Origin of the sequence: Mycobacterium sp., from assembly GCF_035314905.1 — a bacterium.
In the GTDB taxonomy this organism is placed as follows: domain Bacteria; phylum Actinomycetota; class Actinomycetes; order Mycobacteriales; family Mycobacteriaceae; genus Mycobacterium.
This window is the reverse complement of sequence record NZ_DATFYW010000096.1, coordinates 49,879-71,485: the sequence shown is the minus strand read 5'-3', so window position 1 is coordinate 71,485 and position 21,607 is coordinate 49,879. Positions and strand designations below refer to the sequence as shown.

The 21,607-nt window shown below is 66.7% G+C and carries 21 protein-coding genes and 3 tRNA genes; 13 read left to right on the top strand and 11 right to left on the bottom strand.

The annotated features are described in order from the left end of the window. The 3 genes from VKG81_RS07785 to VKG81_RS07775 all read left to right on the top strand — a co-directional run. On the top strand, positions 1-256 hold a 256-nt coding region (locus VKG81_RS07785), incomplete at its 5' end, for an EVE domain-containing protein (RefSeq protein WP_324395253.1). Between the two features lie 15 nt (positions 257-271). Continuing rightward, entirely contained in the window at positions 272-1,246 is a 975-nt protein-coding gene (locus VKG81_RS07780) for a pirin family protein (RefSeq protein ID WP_324395252.1), read from the top strand. Then, the gene (locus tag VKG81_RS07775; protein WP_324395251.1) at positions 1,243-1,575 is read left to right on the top strand and encodes a GNAT family N-acetyltransferase; all 333 of its coding nucleotides are present in this window, start codon (positions 1,243-1,245) and stop codon (positions 1,573-1,575) included. The genes VKG81_RS07780 and VKG81_RS07775 overlap by 4 nt, the downstream gene beginning before the upstream one ends. A 43-nt stretch (positions 1,576-1,618) precedes the next feature. Here the strand turns inward: VKG81_RS07775 and VKG81_RS07770 are convergent. After that, a tRNA-Leu gene (locus VKG81_RS07770) sits at positions 1,619-1,701 on the bottom strand. Between the two features lie 260 nt (positions 1,702-1,961). On the opposite strand from VKG81_RS07770, the gene VKG81_RS07765 reads away from it, so the two are divergent. From VKG81_RS07765 to pknB, 7 genes are all read left to right on the top strand, one after another. After that, complete coding sequence (locus VKG81_RS07765; protein WP_324395258.1) at positions 1,962-3,344, top strand: FhaA domain-containing protein; 1,383 nt, start codon at positions 1,962-1,964, stop codon at positions 3,342-3,344. Between the two features lie 97 nt (positions 3,345-3,441). After that, positions 3,442-3,909, top strand: a complete 468-nt coding sequence (locus VKG81_RS07760) for an FHA domain-containing protein FhaB/FipA (RefSeq protein ID WP_324395250.1) — start codon at positions 3,442-3,444, stop codon at positions 3,907-3,909. Then, a complete protein-coding gene (locus tag VKG81_RS07755) occupies positions 3,906-5,387 on the top strand; it encodes a PP2C family protein-serine/threonine phosphatase (RefSeq protein WP_324395249.1) in 1,482 nt (493 codons plus the stop codon). Before VKG81_RS07760 ends, VKG81_RS07755 begins: the two co-directional genes overlap by 4 nt. Further along, a complete protein-coding gene (locus tag VKG81_RS07750) occupies positions 5,384-6,799 on the top strand; it encodes an FtsW/RodA/SpoVE family cell cycle protein (protein WP_324395248.1) in 1,416 nt (471 codons plus the stop codon). Before VKG81_RS07755 ends, VKG81_RS07750 begins: the two co-directional genes overlap by 4 nt. After that, the gene (gene pbpA / locus VKG81_RS07745; protein ID WP_324395247.1) at positions 6,796-8,274 is read left to right on the top strand and encodes a D,D-transpeptidase PbpA; all 1,479 of its coding nucleotides are present in this window, start codon (positions 6,796-6,798) and stop codon (positions 8,272-8,274) included. Before VKG81_RS07750 ends, pbpA begins: the two co-directional genes overlap by 4 nt. Then, positions 8,271-9,554: a protein kinase domain-containing protein gene (locus VKG81_RS07740; RefSeq protein ID WP_324395246.1), complete on the top strand. Its 1,284-nt coding sequence runs from the start codon at positions 8,271-8,273 to the stop codon at positions 9,552-9,554. Before pbpA ends, VKG81_RS07740 begins: the two co-directional genes overlap by 4 nt. 2 nt (positions 9,555-9,556) lie before the next feature. Further along, on the top strand, positions 9,557-11,443 hold the full coding sequence (pknB, locus tag VKG81_RS07735) for a Stk1 family PASTA domain-containing Ser/Thr kinase (RefSeq protein ID WP_324395245.1): 1,887 nt from the start codon (positions 9,557-9,559) through the stop codon (positions 11,441-11,443). Here the strand turns inward: pknB and VKG81_RS07730 are convergent. Both VKG81_RS07730 and VKG81_RS07725 read right to left on the bottom strand, forming a co-directional pair. Then, complete coding sequence (locus VKG81_RS07730; protein ID WP_324395244.1) at positions 11,421-12,086, bottom strand: aminodeoxychorismate/anthranilate synthase component II; 666 nt, start codon at positions 12,084-12,086, stop codon at positions 11,421-11,423. The genes pknB and VKG81_RS07730 overlap by 23 nt on opposite strands. A gap of 35 nt (positions 12,087-12,121) precedes the next feature. Next, positions 12,122-12,868: a DUF881 domain-containing protein gene (locus VKG81_RS07725; RefSeq protein WP_324395257.1), complete on the bottom strand. Its 747-nt coding sequence runs from the start codon at positions 12,866-12,868 to the stop codon at positions 12,122-12,124. A 93-nt stretch (positions 12,869-12,961) separates the two neighbouring features. On the opposite strand from VKG81_RS07725, the gene crgA reads away from it, so the two are divergent. Both crgA and VKG81_RS07715 read left to right on the top strand, forming a co-directional pair. Beyond that, complete coding sequence (crgA, locus tag VKG81_RS07720) at positions 12,962-13,225, top strand: cell division protein CrgA (protein WP_324395243.1); 264 nt, start codon at positions 12,962-12,964, stop codon at positions 13,223-13,225. 156 nt (positions 13,226-13,381) lie between these two features. Next, positions 13,382-13,822 (top strand): PH domain-containing protein, encoded by a 441-nt coding sequence (locus VKG81_RS07715; protein ID WP_324395242.1) that lies wholly within the window; start codon positions 13,382-13,384, stop codon positions 13,820-13,822. Here VKG81_RS07715 and VKG81_RS07710 read toward each other — a convergent pair. Further along, the gene (locus tag VKG81_RS07710; RefSeq protein WP_324395241.1) at positions 13,806-14,336 is read right to left on the bottom strand and encodes a peptidylprolyl isomerase; all 531 of its coding nucleotides are present in this window, start codon (positions 14,334-14,336) and stop codon (positions 13,806-13,808) included. The two genes, VKG81_RS07715 and VKG81_RS07710, sit on opposite strands and share 17 nt — an antisense overlap. A gap of 84 nt (positions 14,337-14,420) precedes the next feature. On the opposite strand from VKG81_RS07710, the gene cwsA reads away from it, so the two are divergent. After that, on the top strand, positions 14,421-14,843 hold the full coding sequence (gene cwsA / locus VKG81_RS07705) for a cell wall synthesis protein CwsA (protein ID WP_324395240.1): 423 nt from the start codon (positions 14,421-14,423) through the stop codon (positions 14,841-14,843). 8 nt (positions 14,844-14,851) lie between these two features. On the opposite strand, the gene VKG81_RS07700 is transcribed toward cwsA, so the two are convergent. The 7 genes from VKG81_RS07700 to gyrB all read right to left on the bottom strand — a co-directional run bounded on the left by VKG81_RS07700 (position 14,852) and on the right by gyrB (position 21,478). Continuing rightward, positions 14,852-15,313 carry a nuclear transport factor 2 family protein gene (locus tag VKG81_RS07700; RefSeq protein WP_324395239.1) on the bottom strand — a complete coding sequence of 154 codons (462 nt, stop codon included), beginning with the start codon at positions 15,311-15,313 and terminating at the stop codon, positions 14,852-14,854. A gap of 466 nt (positions 15,314-15,779) precedes the next feature. Then, positions 15,780-15,852 (bottom strand) — tRNA-Ala (locus VKG81_RS07695). Beyond that, positions 15,843-15,965: a hypothetical protein gene (locus VKG81_RS07690; protein ID WP_324395238.1), complete on the bottom strand. Its 123-nt coding sequence runs from the start codon at positions 15,963-15,965 to the stop codon at positions 15,843-15,845. The genes VKG81_RS07695 and VKG81_RS07690 overlap by 10 nt, the downstream gene beginning before the upstream one ends. A 14-nt stretch (positions 15,966-15,979) precedes the next feature. Then, a tRNA-Ile gene (locus VKG81_RS07685) sits at positions 15,980-16,053 on the bottom strand. Between the two features lie 57 nt (positions 16,054-16,110). Continuing rightward, the gene (locus tag VKG81_RS07680) at positions 16,111-16,899 is read right to left on the bottom strand and encodes a DUF3566 domain-containing protein (protein WP_324395237.1); all 789 of its coding nucleotides are present in this window, start codon (positions 16,897-16,899) and stop codon (positions 16,111-16,113) included. Positions 16,900-16,915: 16 nt separating this feature from the next. Beyond that, positions 16,916-19,426, bottom strand: a complete 2,511-nt coding sequence (gene gyrA / locus VKG81_RS07675; protein ID WP_324395236.1) for a DNA gyrase subunit A — start codon at positions 19,424-19,426, stop codon at positions 16,916-16,918. A 24-nt stretch (positions 19,427-19,450) separates the two neighbouring features. Further along, the gene (gyrB, locus tag VKG81_RS07670) at positions 19,451-21,478 is read right to left on the bottom strand and encodes a DNA topoisomerase (ATP-hydrolyzing) subunit B (protein ID WP_324395235.1); all 2,028 of its coding nucleotides are present in this window, start codon (positions 21,476-21,478) and stop codon (positions 19,451-19,453) included. Between the last annotated feature and the right edge of the window lie 129 nt (positions 21,479-21,607).

Here is a 21,607-nt window from a genome sequence, read left to right as displayed (position 1 = left end):
CGAGCCACTGCAAGCCTTCACCGCGATCGGGCAGATCGCCGACGATGAGCCGTACCAGGTCGAGATGACAGCGGACTTCCATCCGTGGCGGCGCAATGTCGTCTTCCTGCCCTATACCGAAGTCCCGATCCGGCCACTGATCGACGTGCTGGATTTCATCGAGGACAAGAAGCGGTGGGGTTACAAGTTTCGATTCGGGGTGTTCCCCATCGACGACGACGATCTGGAGGTGATCAGGTCCGCGATGACCGGCTGAGCGTACTGTCGCGACGTGAGCAACCTTGACGTCGCACCGGTCGAGGAAACGTGCTTGGCCACGCCCGGTGATGGCATCGAGGTGCTGCATCCACGAGACGTTCCGCTGGGTGGTCTGCGCGCGATCCGGGTGCGACGCACCCTTCCCCAGCGGGAGCGCTCACTGGTGGGTGCGTGGTGTTTCGCCGATCACTACGGGCCACACGAGGTCCGCAAGGGTCCCGGCATGAACGTGCCGCCCCATCCGCACACCGGATTGCAGACCGCCAGTTGGCTTTTCAGCGGTGAGATCGAGCACCGCGACAGCGCCGGCGTCCATGCGCTGGTACGTCCCGGCGAGCTCAACCTGATGACCGCCGGCGCCGGCATCTGCCATTCCGAGGTGTCGACGGCGGGTACTCGCATCCTGCACGGAGTGCAGCTCTGGGTGGCACTGCCGGATGCCGACCGCGACACCGGGCGGAACTGGGATCACTATGTGCCCGAGCCCGTTCCGCTCAACGGGTCGACGCTGAGGGTTTTCTTGGGTCAGCTGGCCGCCGCCCGGTCGCCGGTGCACACCTTCACTCCGTTGCTCGGTGCGCAACTCGACATCGACGCGGCCGCGGTGCTGGAGCTGACCGTCGATCCGAAGTTCGAGCATGGCGTACTGCTCGACACGGGCAGCGTCGAGGTGGCCCACGTCGGGCTTTCCGTCGGGGATCTGGCCTATCAGGGCGCGGGTTCAGCAACGCTATCGCTGCGCAACACCGGGGCGGCGGCGGCGCGGGTGCTGCTCCTCGGCGGCACACCGATGCACGACGAGCTGGTGATGTGGTGGAACTTCGTCGGCCGCAGCCACGAAGACATCGTTAGCTACCGCGAATTATGGGAATCCCACGACGAACGGTTTGGGGAAGTCGTCGGCTCGCCGACGCGCCTGCCGGCCCCTCCCCTACCGGCCGCCAGGCTTCGGCCTCGCCACGCCCCGGGCAGGAAGGACGCAGGATGACAATCGACAAAACGGGTGCCGAGACCAAGGTGCGACTCGACGGCGACCGGTTCACAATCAGCATCGACGGCAAGACGGTGGGCAGCGCCTACTTCGCTCACCGCGACGGGACCCGTGTCTTCTATCACACCGAAGTCGAGAGCGAATACGAAGGACGCGGCCTAGCAACGATTCTCGTCGGTGAGGCACTGGAAGCCACCCGCAACGCCGGGATGCGAATCGTCGCGACATGCGGCGTGGTTGCCGGGTACGTCGAAAAGCACCCAGAGCTGAGCTGCGCCGTCGATCCGCCCACCGCCGAAATCAGGGCCTGGTTGGCCGGCAATTGACCGCCGCATCGGACGCACCTGATGACACGACTGCACACAATTGTGGGCGAAGGGGGACTTGAACCCCCACGTCCCGAAGGACACTGGCACCTGAAGCCAGCGCGTCTGCCATTCCGCCACTCGCCCGAGACAACCGGTAGAGGCTATCACGATGCGCCACTTCGGCCCCACGGCATCCGGCCGTCACAGGGCGCCGATATCGCCCGCCCGGGGAGGCCAAAACCCCCTTTGACCTGCCCTGACAGTATTCTCAGAGTTCTACCGGTCCCGCAGCGGTTCACGGGACCGATACCATGCAGATGAACGAAGTGCCGGCACGACACGCGGATGAGTCGGCGACACGCCGAGTGATGACAACGACCGGACAAGCCAAGAAGGGCGGTGACATGGGCATAGTGCAGCGCATCGAGCGCAAACTAGAGGTCACCGTCGGTGATGCATTTGCCCGGGTGTTCGGCGGCGCTATCGTGCCGCAAGAGGTCGAGGAGATGCTGCGGCGCGAGGCCGCCGACCGCGTCCAGACGCTCGCCGGCGGACGGCTGCTGGCGCCGAACGCTTACGTGATCACCCTCAGCGAGACCGACTATCAAAAGGCGGTCGCCGACCACGATCTAACATCAGATACTTTCGCCAAACACCTCGAGGGATACATCCGCGATCAGGGCTGGCAAACGTATGGTGATGTGGTTGTCCGATTCGAGCAGTCACAAAGGCTGCACACCGGGCAGTTCCGCGCTCATGCGGCGGTCAACCCCGACATCACGCCCGCCCCAGCACGCCAAGACCACGCGCTCAATTCAGAACCAGGAGTATCACTGATGACCGACAATCCGAGCTACCGCGGCGGCCAGGGACAGGGGCGGCCTGCCGACGAGTATTACGACGACCACTACGGCCGTCCACAGGACGACCCGCGGCCGGCAGGCGGCCACGAGGCGCGCGTCCCCTATCCACCCGATCAAGGCGGCTACCCGGACCAGGGCGGCTACCCCGACCAGGGCGGCTACCCGCCCCAGGGCGAGCCGGCATACCCGCCGCGGGGCGGCTACCCCGACCAGGGCGGCTACCCCGACCAAGGCGGATACCCGCCGCCGTCGTACGAGCAGCGCCCGCCGGCCGGATACGGCCCCGGTGGTTACGACCAGCCTTATCGGCAGGGCCCCGGCGGCTACGGCGGTGGCCAACCGGGTTACGGCGACTACGGCGACTACGGCCGGCCCGCGGGGCCGCCCCCCGGCCGCCACGAGGAGCCCGGTTACGGCAGGCCCGAACCGCGGCCCGGCTATGGGGACTATGAGCAGCAGGGCTACCCCGGTCAGTCGTACGGCCGCCCGGACTACGGCCAGCAGGACTACACGCGGTATGACGCCCCGGCAGGCGGCGGATACGGTACCCCGCAGGCCGGCGAGTACGAGTACGGCCAGGGCGGGTATGCCGGCGGTGGTTACGGGGGCCAGCCGGAATACGGGGGTGCACCAGGTCAGACCACGGTCACCTTGCAACTCGACGACGGCAGCGGTCGGACCTATCAACTCCGCGAGGGCGCGAACGTGATCGGCCGCGGCCAGGACGCACAGTTCCGGCTGCCCGACACCGGGGTGTCCCGACGGCACCTGGAGATCCGCTGGGACGGCCAGGTGGCGTTGCTGTCCGACCTCAACTCCACCAACGGCACGACCGTGAACAACGCCCCGGTGCAGGAATGGCAGTTGGCCGACGGCGACGTGATTCGGCTCGGACACTCCGAAATCGTCGTCCGCGTTCACTGAGGTCAAGGCCGGTGCGAAGCTATCGGCTTCGCCCTCGTGCCGACCACCGTCCAAGTATCGTGACGTTGCCGATGGACGAGGACGGAGGGGGCACCAGATGCAGGGGCTAGTGCTGCAACTGTCGCGCGCCGGCTTCCTCCTTCTGTTGTGGTTGTTCATCTGGTCGGTGCTGCGCATCCTGCGCACGGACATCTACGCGCCGACCGGCGCCGTGATGGTCCGCCGCGGCCTGGCGCTGCGCGGCTCCCTACTGCCCAAGCGGCAACCGCGCAATGTCGCCCGTCACCTGGTAGTGACCGAGGGCGCGCTGACGGGCACCCGCATCACACTCGGCAACCAGCCGGTGCTGATCGGCCGCGCCGACGATTCCACCCTGGTGCTCACCGACGACTACGCCTCCACTCGGCACGCCCGCCTGTCACCGCGCGGGTCTGATTGGTATGTAGAAGACCTAGGATCGACCAACGGCACATATCTTGACAGGGCGAAGGTGACGACGGCGGTACGCGTTCCGATGGGCACGCCGGTTCGGATCGGCAAGACGGTAATCGAGTTGCGCCCGTGACCCTGGTGCTTCGTTACGCCGCTCGCAGCGACCGCGGCCTCGTCCGCGCCAACAACGAGGACTCCGTCTACGCCGGGGCGCGGCTGCTGGCTCTCGCCGACGGCATGGGCGGCCACGCCGCAGGTGAGGTCGCATCCCAGCTCGTCATCGCCGCACTCGCCCACCTCGACGACGACGAGCCCGGCGGTGACCTGCTGAGCAAACTCGACCAAGCCGTGCGCGAAGGCAACGCCGCGATCGCCGCGCATGTCGAGCTCGACCCCGAGCTCGAAGGCATGGGCACCACATTGACCGCGATCCTGTTCGCAGGCAACAGACTTGGCCTCGTCCATATCGGCGACTCGCGTGGCTATCTGCTACGCGACGGTGAGCTCACGCAGATCACCAAGGACGACACCTTCGTCCAGACCCTCGTCGACGAGGGACGCATCACCGCCGAGGAGGCACACAGCCACCCGCAGCGGTCGTTGATCATGCGGGCGCTCACCGGCCACGAGGTCGAGCCGACCCTGATCATGCGCGAAGCCCACGCCGGCGACCGTTACCTTCTGTGCAGTGACGGCCTTTCCGATCCGGTCAGCTACGAGACCATCCTCGAAGCCCTCCAGTTACCTGACGTAGCCGAAAGTGCGGACCGTCTCATCGAATTGGCGCTCCGCGGCGGTGGACCCGACAACGTCACGGTGGTGGTGGCCGACGTCGTCGACTACGACTACGGGCAGACGCAGCCGATCATTGCCGGCGCCGTCTCCGGCGACGACGACAACCAGATCGCGCCACCGAACACCTCCGCCGGGCGCGCGTCGGCATTCAACCCGCGCCCCAATGTTGCGAAACGTGTTCTGCCCGAACCTGAAACGCCGGCCCGGCGACCCCGGTCACGGCGCCGCATCATCATCGCCGCGGTGCTGCTCGTGCTCGTCGTGCTCGCCGCCCTCGCCGTCGGACGCGAGATGATCCGCAGCAACTACTACGTCACCGAACACGCCGGCACCGTTTCCATCATGCGCGGCGTGCAGGGATCGTTTCTCGGCTACCCGCTGCAAGAGCCATACCTCCTGGGCTGCCTGAACGATCGGGATGAATTGTCCCTCATAAGCTTCGATCAATCTCACGACCAGCTCGACTGCCACCTGCTCGGCGTCAACGACCTGCGGCCCTCGGAGCGCGCCCAGGTCATTGCGGGCCTGCCGACCGGTAGCCTGGACAATGCGATCTCACAGATCAACGAGCTCGCACACAGCTCGGTGCTTCCCGTATGTGCGCCGCCACCACCGGCGCCCAGCAGTAGGCCGGTGCCCTCCCCCGCCGCCACACCCCCCGCGCCGGGCCCGGCCCCGTCGTCCGCCGTCCCCACCCCCGAATCTCCCTCTCCGGCACCCGAGGCGCCGCCGCCGCCGACCACCATCGCGCCCACCGTCACCGCGCTCCCGCCCCCGCCGCCGGAGCCGGGCACCAACTGCCGGGCGGTCGCATGACCACGCAGCCGCAACCCGTCGTCGCCGTAACGCCGCCATTGCCCAACCGGCGCAATGCAGAACTGTGGTTGCTCGGGTTCGCCACCGTGATCACGACCGTGGCGCTCCTCATCGTGGAGGCCAACCAGGAGCAGGGCGTTCGCTGGGACCTCGCCCAATACATGGTCGCCTACATGGCGTTGTTCGCCGGCGCACATCTGGCGATCCGACGGTTCGCGCCCTACGCCGACCCGCTGCTGCTTCCCGTCGTCGCGCTGCTGAACGGCCTCGGGCTGGTGATGATCCACCGCCTCGACCTGGCCGGCGGTCGACTGATTTCCAGCGTCCGGAACGAGCCGACCGCCAACCAGCAGATGCTCTGGACGCTGGTTGGGGTCATCGCGTTCGCGCTGGTGGTCGTCTTCCTGCAGGATCACCGCATCCTCGCCCGCTGCGGGTATATCTGCGGCCTCGCCGGGTTGATTCTGTTGGCTATTCCAGCCGTGCTGCCGGCGTCGCTTTCGGAGGAGAACGGCGCGAAGATCTGGATCCGACTGCCCGGCTTCTCGATTCAGCCCGCGGAGTTCTCCAAGATTCTGCTGCTCATCTTCTTCGCCACGGTGCTGGTGGCCAAGCGCGGCCTATTCACCAGCGCGGGAAAGCATTTCCTTCACATGACGCTACCCCGGCCGCGTGACCTGGCGCCGCTACTGGCGGCCTGGATCATCTCGGTGGGCGTGATGGTCTTCGAAAAGGATCTCGGCACGTCACTTCTGCTCTATGCGTCGTTTCTCGTCATGGTCTATATCGCGACCGACCGACTGAGCTGGGTGGTGATCGGTCTCACCCTGTTTGTGGCGGGAAGTGTTGCGGCGTATTACTTCTTCCACCACGTTCAGGTGCGGGTGCAGAACTGGCTCAACCCATTCGCCGATCCGGAGGGCAGCGGCTATCAGATGGTGCAGTCGCTGTTCAGCTTCGCCACCGGCGGGGTGTTCGGTACCGGGCTGGGCAACGGCCAACCGGGCACGGTCCCCGCGGCGTCAACCGATTTCATCATCGCCGCGGTCGGCGAGGAACTCGGCCTCGTCGGCCTGGCCGGCGTGCTGATGCTGTACACGATCGTGATCATCCGCGGATTGCGCACCGCGATCGCCGTGCGCGACAGCTTCGGCAAGCTGCTCGCCGCCGGTCTCGCGTGCACGCTTGCGATCCAGCTGTTCATCGTCGTGGGCGGCGTCACCAAGCTGCTCCCCCTGACGGGGCTCACCACGCCCTGGATGTCGTACGGGGGCTCGTCGCTGGTGGCCAACTATGTTCTTCTGGCGATTCTCGTGCGCATTTCGCATGCCGCGCGCCGCCCGATCGTCACGCGGGCGCGACAGACGACGCCGATCGCCGCAGCCAGCACCGAGGTGATACAGAAAGTATGAACGCCTCCCTGCGCCGCATCTCGGTGACGATCATGGTGTTGATCGTGCTGTTGTTGCTCAACGCCACGCTCACACAGGTTTTCACCGCGGACGGGCTGCGCGCCGATCCACGGAATCAGCGAGTGCTGCTCGACGAGTACTCCCGGCAGCGAGGTCAGATCGCCGCAGGCGGCCAACTTCTGGCGTACTCCGTGTCGACCACCGGCCGGTTCCGGTTCCTGCGGGTGTACCCGAATCCGTTGACATACGCGCCCATCACCGGTTTCTACTCGCTGCGCTACTCCAGCACCGGCCTGGAGCGGGCCGCAGACTCCGTTCTCAACGGATCCGACGAGCGGCTGTTCGGCCGCCGGCTGGCCGACTTCTTCACCGGGCGTGACCCCCGCGGCGGCAACGTCGACACCACCATCAATCCGCAAGTGCAGCAAGCGGCTTGGGATGGGATGGCGCAGGGCTGCGCCGGCGGTCCGTGCAAGGGCGCGGTCGTCGCGCTCGAGCCGTCGACCGGCAAGATCCTTGCCATGGTGTCCTCGCCGTCATACGACCCGAACCTGCTCGCTTCCCATGACGTCGACGAGCAGACCACGGCATGGGAGCAGCTGCGCGACAATCCGGACAACCCGATGCTGAACCGCGCGATCTCGGAAACCTACCCGCCCGGCTCGACATTCAAGGTCATCACGACCGCCGCGGCGTTACAGGCCGGTGCCAACGAAACCGACCAACTCACCGCCGCGCCGAGCATCCAGCTGCCCGACAGCACCGCGACGCTGGAGAACTACGGGGGCACGCCGTGCGGCGGGGGCCCGACGGCGTCGCTGCAGGAGGCGTTCGCGCACTCGTGCAACACGGCGTTCGTGCAGCTCGGCATCAAGACCGGCGTCGACGCACTCCGCAGCACCGCGCAGGCCTTCGGCCTCGACAGTCCACCCGACCCGATCCCATTGCAAGTCGCCGAGTCCACCGTCGGCGCGATCCCCGACGCCGCCGCCCTCGGCATGTCGAGCATCGGTCAGAAAGATGTCGCGCTGACTCCGTTGCAGAACGCGATGGTTGCCGCCACCATCGCGAATGAAGGGGTAACGATGCAGCCGTACCTGGTCGACAGCCTCAAGGGGCCCGACCTGGCCAACATCAGTACCACCGGCCCGCATCAGATCCGCCGTGCGATCCCACCACAGATCGCCACTAGGCTGACGAGTCTGATGATCGGCGCCGAACAGGTAACGCAGCAGAAAGGGGCGATTCCCGGCGTGCAGATCGCGTCCAAAACCGGCACGGCCGAGCACGGCAACGACCCGCGCAACACGCCGCCACACGCGTGGTACATCGCGTTCGCCCCGGCCCAGAGTCCGAAGGTGGCGGTCGCGGTGGTGGTCGAGAACGGCGGCGACCGGCTCTCCGCAACGGGCGGCGCGCTGGCCGCCCCGGTGGGCAGGGCCGTGATCGCCGCGGCCCTTCGGGAGGGATCATGAGCCCGCGCGTGGGTGTGACGCTGTCCGGGCGTTACCGACTGCAGCGCCTGATCGCCACCGGCGGCATGGGCCAGGTGTGGGAGGCCGTGGACAGCCGGCTGGGCCGGCGTGTCGCCGTGAAAGTGCTGAAGGCCGAATTCTCCTCCGACCCGGAGTTCATCGAGCGGTTCCGCGCCGAGGCGCGCACCACCGCAATGCTCAACCATCCCGGCATCGCCAGCGTCTACGACTACGGCGAGACGGAGATCGACGCCGAGGGCCGCACCGCCTACCTGGTGATGGAACTGGTCAACGGCGAGCCGCTGAATTCCGTGCTGAAGCGCACGGGACGGCTGTCTCTGCGTCATTCGCTGGACCTGCTCGAACAGACCGGTCGCGCGTTGCAGGTCGCCCACAACGCCGGCCTGGTGCACCGCGACGTGAAACCCGGCAACATCCTGATCACGCCCACGGGACAGGTGAAGATCACCGACTTCGGCATCGCCAAGGCGGTCGACGCCGCGCCGGTCACCCAGACCGGGATGGTGATGGGCACCGCCCAGTACATCGCCCCCGAGCAGGCGCTCGGACACGACGCCACAGCGGCCAGCGACGTCTACTCGCTGGGGGTCGTCGGCTACGAAGCGGTTTCGGGCAAGCGGCCGTTCACCGGCGACGGTGCGTTGACCGTGGCCATGAAGCACATCAAGGAGACACCGGCGCCGCTGCCGGCCGACCTGCCACCGAACGTGCGTGAGCTCATCGAGATCACGCTGGTGAAGAACCCCGGCATGCGATACCGCAATGGCGGCCAGTTCGCCGACGCGGTGGCCGCGGTGCGTTCGGGGCGCCGGCCCCCACGGCCCAACCAGGCGCCCACTATCAACCGCGCCACCCCTGCGGCCATCCCGTCCGGTGCACAGGCCCGGGCCGCCGCCGACCTGACCGGCCGGTCCGGCGTCATGACAGGCACCCGCGCCCGTCCGGTCACGGGCAGCCACCGCCCGCCGCCACCGCGGCGCACGTTCTCGTCCGGGCAGCGCGCGCTGCTGTGGGCGGCGGGGGTGCTCGGCGCCCTGGCGATCGTCATCGCGGTTCTGATCGTGATCAACGCCCGCGACAAGCAGAACCAACAGCAGCAGACCCCGCCGACGGTCAACCAGTCTGTCACCACGTCCGCGGCGGGCCCCGCGCCCGCTCGGCCCCAGAATTGGACGTGGCCCGGTGTCGTCGGTAAGGGTGGAGGGCGAATAGGTGAGCCTCACGCGGCTCCCGACGCGCATTCACATGACGAGACGTAGCCATGACCACCCCACAGCACCTGTCCGACCGCTACGAACTGGGCGAAATCCTTGGTTTCGGCGGCATGTCAGAGGTCCATCTGGCCCGTGACCTCCGGCTGCACCGGGACGTCGCGGTCAAGGTGCTGCGCGCCGATCTCGCCCGCGACCCGAGTTTCTACCTCCGGTTTCGCCGTGAAGCCCAGAACGCGGCCGCGCTGAACCACCCCGCCATCGTCGCGGTCTACGACACCGGCGAGGCCGAGACGGCCGCCGGACCATTGCCCTACATCGTGATGGAGTACGTCGACGGGATCACGCTGCGCGACATCGTGCACAACGACGGACCGATCCCGCCCCGCAAAGCGATCGAGATCATTGCCGACGCCTGCCAGGCGCTCAATTTCAGCCACCAGCACGGCATCATCCACCGCGACGTCAAGCCGGCCAACATCATGATCAGCCACACCGGTGCCGTGAAGGTGATGGATTTCGGCATCGCCCGGGCACTCGCCGACAGCGGCAACAGCGTGACCCAGACCGCCGCGGTGATCGGCACCGCGCAGTACCTCTCGCCGGAGCAAGCTCGCGGCGATGCAGTCGACGCGCGCTCCGACGTCTACTCGCTCGGTTGTGTCTTGTACGAAATCCTCACCGGAGAGCCGCCTTTCGTCGGTGACTCGCCGGTCGCCGTGGCTTACCAGCACGTCCGCGAGGACCCGGTTCCGCCGTCACAGAGACACGAGGGCGTCTCGCCCGAGCTCGACGCGGTGGTGCTCAAGGCGCTGGCCAAGAACCCCGACAACCGGTACCAGAGCGCGGCCGAGATGCGCGCCGATCTGGTGCGGGTGCACAACGGTGAACCGCCGGAAGCGCCGAAGGTCCTGACCGACGCCGAACGCACATCGCTTCTGGCGCCTACCCCAGCCGCTGGATCGCGCGGCCAGCAAACTGAGCCACTGGCCCGCCAGCGGGCCGATTACGAGGACCGCGACCGCGCTCCCGCCGGCTCGGTCGGCCGCTGGCTGATAGCGGTGGCGGTGTTGGCGGTGCTGACCGTCGTCGTCACCGTTGCGATCAACATGATCGGCGGCAACCCGCGCGACCTGCAGGTGCCCGACGTGTCGGGTCAGCCGTCGGCCGACGCGATCGCCGCACTGCAGAACCGCGGCTTCAAGACCCGGACCCAGCAGAAGCCGGATTCGACGGTGCCGCCCGATCACGTCATCAACACCGACCCGAAGGGCAACGACAGCGTCTCCGCCGGGTCGGAGGTCACACTCAACGTATCCACCGGTCCCGAGCAGCGGGAGATTCCCGACGTCTCGTCGCTGAGCTACGCCGACGCGGTGCGCAAACTCACGTCCGCGGGATTCGGCAAGTTCAAGCAGACACCCGCGCCGTCGACGGCGGACATGAAGGACAAGGTGTTGGGAACGAACCCGCCCGCCAACCAGACGTCGGCGATCACCAACGAGATCACGATCCTCGTCGGCTCCGGCCCGGAGACCAAGCAGGTTCCCGACGTCAACGGGCAGACCGTGGACGAGGCCCAGAAGAACCTCACCGTCTACGGCTTCACGAAGTTCAGCCAGTCACCCGTGGACAGCACCCAGCCCGCGGGCCAGGTGATCGGCTCGAACCCGGCCGCCGGCGCGAACGTGCCGCTGGATTCGGTGATCGATCTGCAGGTGTCGAAGGGCAACCAGTTCGTGATGCCCGACCTGAGCGGCATGTTCTGGACCGACGCCGAGCCGCAGCTGCGGGCGCTGGGCTGGACCGGTGTTCTGGTCAAGGGCGCCGACGTGCCCGGGTCGGACGCCCAACGCAACCGCGTCGTCTCCCAGAGCCCCGCGCCGGGAACCGGCATCAACCGGGACGCCAACATCACGCTGAAGTTCGGGTTGTAGCCGCACGGACGGTGTCGGCGACCCCGGTCTCGAGCCGGTGGACCAAGGCCTCGTCGGGTGTCCGGCCGCAGTACGCCAGCCAGTTGGCCAGCATCCGGTGTCCGCCCTGCGTCAGGATCGATTCGGGGTGGAACTGGACGCCGTGGATCGGCAGTTCGACGTGCCGCAGCCCCATGATCACACCGCTGCGGGTTCGCGCGGTGACCTCCAGCTCAGCGGGCACCGTATCCGGAAGCACCGTCAGCGAGTGGTAGCGCGTCGCGGTGAACGGATTGGGAAGGTTCTGCAGCACACCGGCATTCGTGTGGTAGACGGTGCTCGTCTTGCCGTGCAGCAGTTCGGGCGCACGGTCGACCGTGGCACCGAACGCGACGCCGATCGCCTGATGCCCGAGGCACACGCCGAGCAGCGGTGTTTCGGCCTGCGCGCAAGCACGGACGAGCGGGACCGACGCACCCGCACGTTCGGGGGTGCCGGGGCCGGGGCTCAGCAGCACGCCACCGAACCCGCGGGCCACGGCGGCGGTGTCGTCGAGCCTGCGGTCGTCGTTGCGCCACACCTGGGCGTCGGCGCCGAGCTGGCCGAGGTACTGCACCAGGTTGAACACGAAGCTGTCGTAGTTGTCGACGACCAATACCTGCATCACGCCAGGTTAACGTTCGCGGGGTCGGCCCCGGTTCAGCCCACCGGTCCCGCCGGCTTGGCGTAGTGCAGCGTGATCGGCCCGCTATATCCCACGACCTGCACGTCGGCGCGGGGTTCCTCGGTATAGCCCAGGCCGAACCTCACCACGTACTGCTTGTACAGGGTCACCAGGGGAGCGGCCGCCAGCGCGGCCTGCATCGCAGGAACATCGCCGATTGCGGCGACGGAGTACGGCGGGCTGTAGGTGCGGCCGTTGAGCAGCAGCGTGTTGCCGACGCAACGCGGCGCGGAGGTGGCAATGATCCGTTGGTCCTGCATCTGCACGGCTTCCGCGCCGGCGCTCCACAGCGCGTTGAGGACCGCCTCGATGTCCTGCTGGTGCACGACGAGGTCGTCGGGCGAGGCGTCGCGGGGGAACCGGCCATTGGCGTCGCGCTGCGCGTCGGTCAGTGTCACCACCAGCCCAGGCCCGTGCATCGGCACGGTTCCGGCGGCGACGGCCAACGGCGCGGCCTTGGCGATCAGCGCCGCCACGGCCGCGTCGCTGCGGGCCGGCCCGGCCCTGGCGTCGTCGACCTGGTTGGCCAGCGAGTCACGCTGGGCGCTGAGCCGGTCGACGGACTGCTGCGCCTCACGCACCAGGTCGACCAGGCGCGGCGCGTCGCTGCGCCGGATCTCGCCCCCGCCGGACACCCCGTGCGTGGTACCCAGCAGCGCGCCCGCCAGCAGGCAGACCACCGGAACGCCGAAGCGCCAGGCAGAGCGCCGGGAAGCCACCAGAGATCCTCTCTTCGTCGACGCAGCGAGGCTCGCAACCCGCGTTGCGTTAGTCTCATGGTGCACCAGCACCGCCCCAGATTCGCAAAGGTACACATGCCCAAGTCCAAGGTCAGGAAGAAGAACGACTTCACGACCAAGCCGGTCAGCCGCACGCCGGTGAAGGTCAAGGCCGGGCCGTCCAGCGTGTGGTTCGTCGTGCTCTTCGTGGGGCTGATGCTGATCGGGCTGGCCTGGCTGCTGGTCTTCCAGCTCGCCTCCACCGAGATCGCGTTCCTCGCACAGCTGGGTCCGTGGAACTACGCCATCGCCTTTGCTTTCATGATCACCGGACTGTTGCTCACGATGAGGTGGCGGTAGGCGCCCGCGGTGCCCAAATGCTTACCGCCACGTCAATCTCGCGTTACCACGCCGGCAACTTCGCCGTCACCCAATCACACCGTTGTGATTCATCCCCATTGTGGATAGCACCTGTGGATAACGTCATTAGGTGCGGTAAGGGGGTGTGGGGAAATCGTGCAGCAAACTAGTTGGGGGCCCAGGACCGCCGCTGTCGTAAGTTGCGGAGTCGCCGGGATCGTGATGGCTGGCGCAGCTGTGACGCTCGTCACAGACCCGCCCGGGCGGATTTTGGTCGGTGTTGCCGGGCTGGGATTGTTGATCTTTGCAGGATTCTCGCTGCGGGCGCGACCCAAGCTGGCAATCACACCGGAGGGTCTGGTGGTCCGCGGATGGTGGCGCAACACGGTCCTGGCGCGGCCGTCGATAAAGCTGATTCGAATCACCGAATTCCGTCGGTGGGCGAGAAAAGTCCGATTGCTGGAGATCGACACCGTCGACGACCGGCTAATCGTGTTCACCCGTTGGGATCTCGGCACGAATCCGATCGAAGTGCTCGACGCGCTGACCGACGCCGGCTATGCCGGCCGGTCAGATCCGCCTACTGCGACACCGTGATCGAGTTGATCACAACCGGGTCGCTGGGCCGATCACGCGCATCGGTGGAGGTGCCCGCGATCGCGTCGACCACCTTCTGCGACTCGGGATCGACCACCTCGCCGAAGATCGTGTGCTTGCGGTTCAGGTGCGGCGTTCGGCCGACTGTAATGAAGAACTGCGACCCGTTGGTGCCCGGCCCGGCGTTGGCCATCGCGAGCAGGTACGGCCGGTCGAACTGCAGCTCCGGGTGGAACTCGTCACCGAACTGGTAGCCGGGACCGCCGCGGCCCGTGCCGGTCGGGTCGCCACCCTGGATCATGAACCCGTCGATGACGCGGTGAAAGACCGCGCCGTCGTAGAACGGGCCGGAAGTGCCGCCGGAGGCATTCTGGGTGGTGTAGTCGGTGGTGCCCTGCGCGAGGCCGACGAAGTTGGCGACGGTCTTGGGGGCGTGGTTACCGAACAAGGCGATCTTGATGTCCCCGCGATTGGTGTGCAGGGTCGCCGTCGCGGTCTGGATGAGGCTCGTCACGGGATGCCAGTGTGCCACGCCGAGTTGAGCAGTCGACGCGGCACCGTCAGATACGCTCAGGGTCCGGCGGCAGGAAGGTGAAACGTGACTACCAAGACGCGACTGACCCCAAGGCAGCGCCTGACCCGCGGCCTCGCCTACACCGCGGTCGGCCCGCTTGACATCACCTGCGGCACAGTCGGTCTGGGGCTGCAGACCGCGCACTCGGCCGGCAGCGGGCTGCGCCGGCGCTACGCCAAGGCCCGGATCGCGCACCGGGTCAGCGCGGCGCAGGAAACCGTTGCCCGGGAGCTGGCAGCGGCCCAGGAGGTCGTTGCGGGTCTGCCGCAGGCGTTGCAGGAGGCACGCAAGCCGGGGAGCCGGCGGCGCCGCAGGCTGATCATCTTCTCGGCCGCCGCGGTGGTGACGCTGGCGGGCGGCGCGGTGGCGTTCACGATGATCCGGCGGTCGTCTGAACCCGAACCGTCGCCGCGGCCGCCCAGCGTCGAGGTGACGCCCAAACCCTGAGGCGCCCGTTATCGCAGGGGGATGTCCTTGCCGCGGTCCTGCTCCGGGCGCGGACCGAAGTAGCGCCGGTCTGATTCGGCGATGGCGACGTCGTTGATGCTGGCTTCACGTCGGCGCATCAGGCCGTTGTCGTCGAAGTCCCACAGTTCGTTGCCGTAGCTGCGGTACCACTGGCCTGCGCTGTCGTGCCATTCGTATTGGAAGCGCACGGCGATGCGGTTCTCCCGAAACGCCCACAGGCTCTTGCGGAGGACGTAGTCGAGTTCCTTCTCCCATTTGGCGGTGAGGAACTCGACGATCTCGCTGCGGCCGGTGATGAACAGGTCGCGGTTGCGCCAGGCCGAGTCTTCGGTGTAGGCGAGGCTGACTCGGTGCGGGTCTCGCGTGTTCCACGCGTCCTCTGCGGCTTGGGTTTTCGCGACGGCACTGTCGAGGTCGAAGGGCGGGAACGGGGGCCGCGGTTCATCCATCGTGCTTGTGTCCCTCGAGACTGTGTAGCCCTCGAGACTGTGGAGCCCAGGAGACTCGAACCCGACATCTGGCTTGCCCTTCATCTGCCTTGCCCTTCACCGCACACCCGCCAGCCGACGAGGACCTCGCAACCGGCGGGGTCGTCCGTCAGCCCCAACTCTCGTACTCGAAGCAGATGCAGTGATGGTCGCCGGACATGTCATGGCACGCGCCCTCGCCCCGATCATGCAGGTGAGCTTGTTTCGGGTCGCCATGAACATTCAGATTGTGATCCTCTTTCGGGTGACCGCAGTTACGGCAGTATTCCGTCACCTCACTCATGGTCATTCCTTTCTTGTATGAATCGAGCCTATGCCTGTTGTCGACGGTGCCGGCCGCCTCAAGAAATTTGACGGGGAACGTTCATCGAGTGCGCCGCAACTCAGGACCGGGCTTGACCCTGCGGGCGGTAGACACCACCTGTTGTGGAGCCTAGGAGACTCGAACTCCCGACATCTGCCTTGCAAAGGCAGCGCTCTACCAGCTGAGCTAAGGCCCCTCGGTGCGACCAGCGGACTGGTCGACAGCCACATGCCACACCTCGACGCGACGCCGTGAGCGCCATACCAGCACGACGAGCGCGAGCGCGACAATCAGCAGGACCAGCCTCATGGTGTAGCCTTCCGTGGGCCTAGGAGGACTCGAACCTCCGACCTCTTCGTTATCAGCGAAGCGCTCTAACCGCCTGAGCTATAGGCCCGTACTCGCGTACGACCGACCGACGAGACTACCGCAATCGCGGGCCACCCCCAAACGGCTAATCGCGATCGGCCAGCGTCACCTCGACGCCGCCAACAAGGTCAGTGGTCAGGTTGTAGATGAACGCGCCGACGGTCGCCATCGCGCTCAACAGCACGATGTTCACCAGGCCGATCAGCGCCGCGCCGCCGAAGATCGCGCCGCTGGAGACCAGCTCGGTGGTGCTCGTGTTCGTCAGCAGGTCACCGACATTGTTGTTGAGCTTGCTCCACACACCCATCCCGCCAAGGACCAGGTAGAGGAACGCCACCGCGATCATCCAGACGAAGAACAATGCCACCGAGAGCACCAGCGACACCTTGAGAACGCTCCAAGGGTCGACGCGCCTGACCTGCATGCTGGCCCTCAGCGGTCCCCGCGAGCGGCTGCCCACCTGCACGCGGCTCGTCGAGGCCGACGAGCCGGCGGGTTCGTCTCCCTGGCGGTCGGGCTGGGCTTGGCGTGGCACCGCGGGACGGGGGATGGGGCCCGACAAGTCGGGGAGTTCGCTGCGGTAGGTCTCAGTGCGCGACGGAGGCGGCGGGGTGGCATCCGACTCCGAACTCGGCGCCTGAGCCGCCGATCCGGAGATGAACCTGTTGATCCGATCGTCCGTACCGGAACCGGTCGTCGAGGCGTCCGTCGCCGTCCTGCGCGCCTGCTGGGCACGTGCGGCGGGGGTGCGCTGCCACGGGGGCACGTCACCTCGGTCGGCGACGGGGCCGGAGGTCGAGATCGGGCCCGTCCCGGGCGACCGCGGGCCGCCCGGCCGCCCGTTCCCGTTGCCCGGGTCGTTCGGTGAGCTCACTGAAGCTCCTTAATGGTCATGTCGCGTCGGTATCCGGCCGCGCGATGGTGTCCGTACTGTCACCTTCCTCGGCGTTCCGAGCAATGGCAACCAGTGTGTCGCCATCGCCGAGGTTCATCAACCGAACGCCCTTCGTTTGACGCCCGGCTTTGCGAACCTGCCGCGCGGCGGTCCGGATCACGCCGCCAACGGAGGTGATGGCATACAGCTCGGTGTCATCGTCGACAACCTGCGCTCCAACCAGATTGCCACGCCGGCGGTCGTGCTGAATGGTCAGCACGCCTTTGCCCCCGCGGCCCTGCACCGGATACTCCTCGATGGGCGTGCGCTTGGCGTAGCCGCCCGACGTCGCGACCAGCAGATATGTGTCCGCGCGAACGACGTTCAGCGACAGCAGCCGGTCCTCGGCGTTGAACCGCATACCCTGCACGCCGGAGGTGGCCCGGCCCATCGGCCGGAGCGCCTCGTCGCTGGCGGTGAACCGGATCGACTGGCCATTCGCCGACACCAGCAGCAGGTCGTCGTCGGCCGAGCACAGCACCGCCCCGACAAGCTCGTCTCCGTCGCGCAGGTTGATCGCCACGATGCCACCGGAGCGGTTCGAGTCGAAGTCGGTCAGCCGGGACTTCTTGACCAGGCCGTTGCGGGTGGCGAGCACCAGGTACGGCGCGTCGGCGTAACCGCGGATCTGGATGACCTGCGCGATGCGCTCCTCGGGCTGGAACGCCAGCAGGTTGGCAACGTGCTGTCCTCGCGCGGTGCGGGATGCTTCGGGCAGCTCGTAGGCCTTGGCGCGGTAGACCCGGCCCTGCGTGGTGAAGAACAGGATCCAGTCGTGGGTCGAGCAGACGAAGAAGTGCGCGACGATGTCGTCCTGCTTGAGCCCGGCGCCCTGCACGCCCTTTCCGCCGCGCTTCTGGCTGCGGTACAGGTCGGTCTTCGTGCGCTTGGCGTAGCCGGTCTCGGTGATCGTGACGACGACGTCCTCGCGGGCGATCAGGTCCTCGTCGGTGACCTCGCCGTCGGCGGCGATGATGCGGGTGCGCCGGTCGTCGCCGTGCTTGTCGGCGATCTCGGCGAGCTCGTCGCGGACGATGCCGCGCTGACGTTCGGGCTTGGCGAGAATGTCCTCGAGGTCGGCGATCTCGGCCTCGATCTTCGCCAGGTCGTCGATGATGCGCTGCCGCTCCAACGCCGCCAGGCGCCGCAGCTGCATGTCGAGGATCGCCTGTGCCTGGATCTCGTCGATGTCGAGGAGTTCAATCAGGCCGCTCCGCGCCACGTCGACGGTTTCCGACGCACGGATCAGCGCGATGACCTCGTCGAGCGCGTCGAGCGCCTTGACGAGGCCGCGCAGGATGTGGGCACGCTCGTTGGCCTTGCGCAGCCGGTAGGTGGTCCGGCGGACGATCACGTCGAGCTGGTGGTTGACGTACAAGCGGATCAGCTGGTCGAGCCGCAGTGTGCGGGGAACGCCGTCGACGATCGACAGCATGTTGGCGCCGAAGCTCGTCTGCAACTGGGTGTGCTTGTAGAGGTTGTTCAGGACGACCTTCGCGACCGCGTCGCGCTTGAGCTCCACGACAATGCGCACGCCGACCCGTTCGCTGCCCTGGTCCTCAATGTTGGCGATTCCGTTGAGCTTTCCGTCGCGGACCTGGTCGGCGATCGATGTGATGAAGTTGTCGTGGTTGACCTGGTAGGGCAACTCGGTGATCACCAGCGAGGTGCGGCCCTTGTTGTCTTCCTCGATCTCCACCACACCGCGCATGCGGATCGAGCCGCGGCCGGTGGTGTATGCGTCGGTAATCCCCTGTGTGCCAACGATCAACCCTGCGGTTGGGAAGTCGGGGCCCTTGACACATGCGGTCACCGCGGCCAGGGTGGATTCCTCGTCGGCGTCGGGGTTTTCGAGGCACCAGAACACCGCCTCGGCCAGCTCGCGCAGGTTGTGCGGCGGGATGTTGGTAGCCATCCCGACGGCAATGCCGCCGGAACCGTTGGCAAGCAGGTTCGGGAACCGGCTGGGCAGTACGGTCGGCTCCTGGACCCGGCCGTCGTAGTTAGGTATGAAATCGACGGTCTCCTCATCGATTTCACGTAGCATCTCCATCGCCAACGGCGTGAGCCGGGCCTCGGTGTACCTCATCGCCGCCGGCGGGTCATTGCCCGGCGAGCCGAAGTTACCCTGGCCGTCGACCAACGGATAGCGCAGCGACCACGGCTGAGCCATCCGAACCAACGTGTCGTAGATCGATGCGTCGCCGTGGGGGTGGTAATTGCCCATCGTCTCGGCGACCGACCGGGCCGACTTGGCGTGGCTGCGGTCCGGCCGGAAGCCGGAGTCGAACATCGCGTAGAGCACGCGTCTGTGCACCGGCTTCAGGCCATCGCGTACCTCGGGCAGCGCGCGCCCGACGATCACGCTCATCGCGTAATCGATGTAGCTGCGCTGCATCTCCTGCTGGATGTCGACGGGTTCGATCCGGTCGACCGAGTCGTCCGGCGGCAGCGTTGTATCAGTCATGTGATCCTCGTTCGGCTTTCGGCACTAAACGTCCAGGAAGCGGACGTCTTTGGCGTTGCGGGTGATGAAGCTGCGCCGGGCGTCGACGTCTTCGCCCATCAACACCGAGAACAGCTCGTCGGCGGCGGCGGCGTCATCGAGGGTGACCTGGCGCAGCACCCGGGCGGTGGGGTCCATGGTGGTTTCCCACAGTTCCCGGGCGTCCATCTCGCCCAGGCCTTTGTAGCGTTGAATGCCGTCGTCCTTGTTGATCTTCTTGCCGGCTTTGAGGCCTGCCTCGAGCAGTGCGTCCCGCTCGCGGTCGGAGTAGGCGAACTCCGGCTCGGTGCGTTGCCACTTGAGCTTGTACAACGGCGGCTGGGCCAAGAACACGTGACCGTTTTCGATCAATGGTTTCATGAACCGAAACAGCAGCGTGAGCAGCAGCGTCGAAATGTGCTGGCCGTCGACGTCGGCGTCAGCCATCAAGACGATCTTGTGATAGCGCAGCTTGGCGATGTCGAACTCGTCGTGGATGCCGGTACCCAACGCGGTGATGATCGCCTGCACCTCGGTGTTTTTCAGCACCCGGTCGATGCGGGCCTTTTCGACGTTGATGATCTTGCCGCGCAGCGGCAGGATCGCCTGAAACATCGAATCGCGGCCGCTTTTGGCCGACCCGCCGGCTGAATCACCCTCCACGACATACAATTCCGACCTGCGTGGATCGGTGGATCGGCAGTCGGCCAGCTTGCCGGGCAAACCGCCGATGTCAGTGGCGCTCTTGCGACGCACCAACTCACGGGCCTTGCGCGCCGCGATCCGCGCCTGCGCCGACGAGACCGCCTTGTTGACCACCACCTTGGCATCAGCCGGGTTGGACTCAAACCAGTGGTTCAGCTGCTCGTTGCACACCCGCTGCACAAACGACTTCACCTCGGTGTTGCCCAGCCTCGTCTTGGTCTGCCCCTCAAACTGCGGTTCGGCCACCTTCACCGAAATCACCGCCGCCAAACCCTCCCGGATATCATCGCCGGTCAGGTTGGGATCTTTGTCCTTGAGGAGCTTACGGTCCTTGGCGTACTTGTTGACCACCGACGTCAACGCGGCCCGAAATCCCTCCTCGTGAGTGCCGCCCTCGTGGGTGTTGATCGTGTTGGCGAAGGTGTGCACCGACTCCGAATACCCGGCGTTCCACTGCATCGCCACCTCTACCTCGTGACCCGGGCCCTTGCCGGAGAAATCCACCACGCTGCCGTGAATCGGCTGCTTGGTACGGTTGATGTGGCGCACGAAATCCACCAACCCCCCCGGGTATTGGAACTTGCGCTGGCGCACCTTGTGCGGGGCGGCCGCCTCCGCGGCCTGCTCCTGCGCGGACTTGGGCGCATCGGCGGTGTCGCTGACGACCTCGTCGACCACCTCTTCGGGGGCGACCCGTTCATCGGTGAGGGTGATGGTCAGGCCCTTGTTGAGAAACGCCATCTCCTGCAGCCGCCGCGCGACGGTCTCAAAGTCGTACTCGGTGCTCTCGAACACCGTCGGATCGGCCCAGAACCGCACCGTGGTGCCGGTCTTTCTGGTCGCCTCACCCTGCTTGAGGGTGCCCGGCACCGAATGCTCGTAATACTGAAACCACTCATAGCCGTCGCGGCTGACCTCCACCTCCAGCCGGCTGGACAGCGCGTTGACCACCGACACCCCCACCCCATGCAGGCCGCCCGAGACGGCGTACGCATCCGAGTCGAACTTGCCGCCCGCGTGCAGCTGGGTCATCACCACATCCACCGTGGGGATGCCCGAGGCGTGCATCGCCACCGGAATTCCGCGGCCATCATCGGTGACCTCAACCCCACCATCCTCAAGCAGCCGCACCGCGACCCGCGTCGCGTAGCCGGCCATCGCCTCGTCGACGGCGTTGTCGACCACCTCCCAGATCAGATGGTGCAAACCCCGCTCACCGGTCGAGCCGATATACATGCCGGGGCGTTTACGGACGGCCTCCAACCCTTCGAGAATGGTGATGGATTGGGCGCCGTACTCCGCATGTGCTTTCTTCCTCTGGGCAGCCACGGTCGGACAGGTCTCCTCGGGGGTCGCGTGCGAGCGGTAGGTCACCGCGTGCAGGTCTTCCTGGCCAGTCTACCGGGAATTGCGGGCGGCACTGATTCTGTGGCGGCGTTTCCACATACCTATATGCGC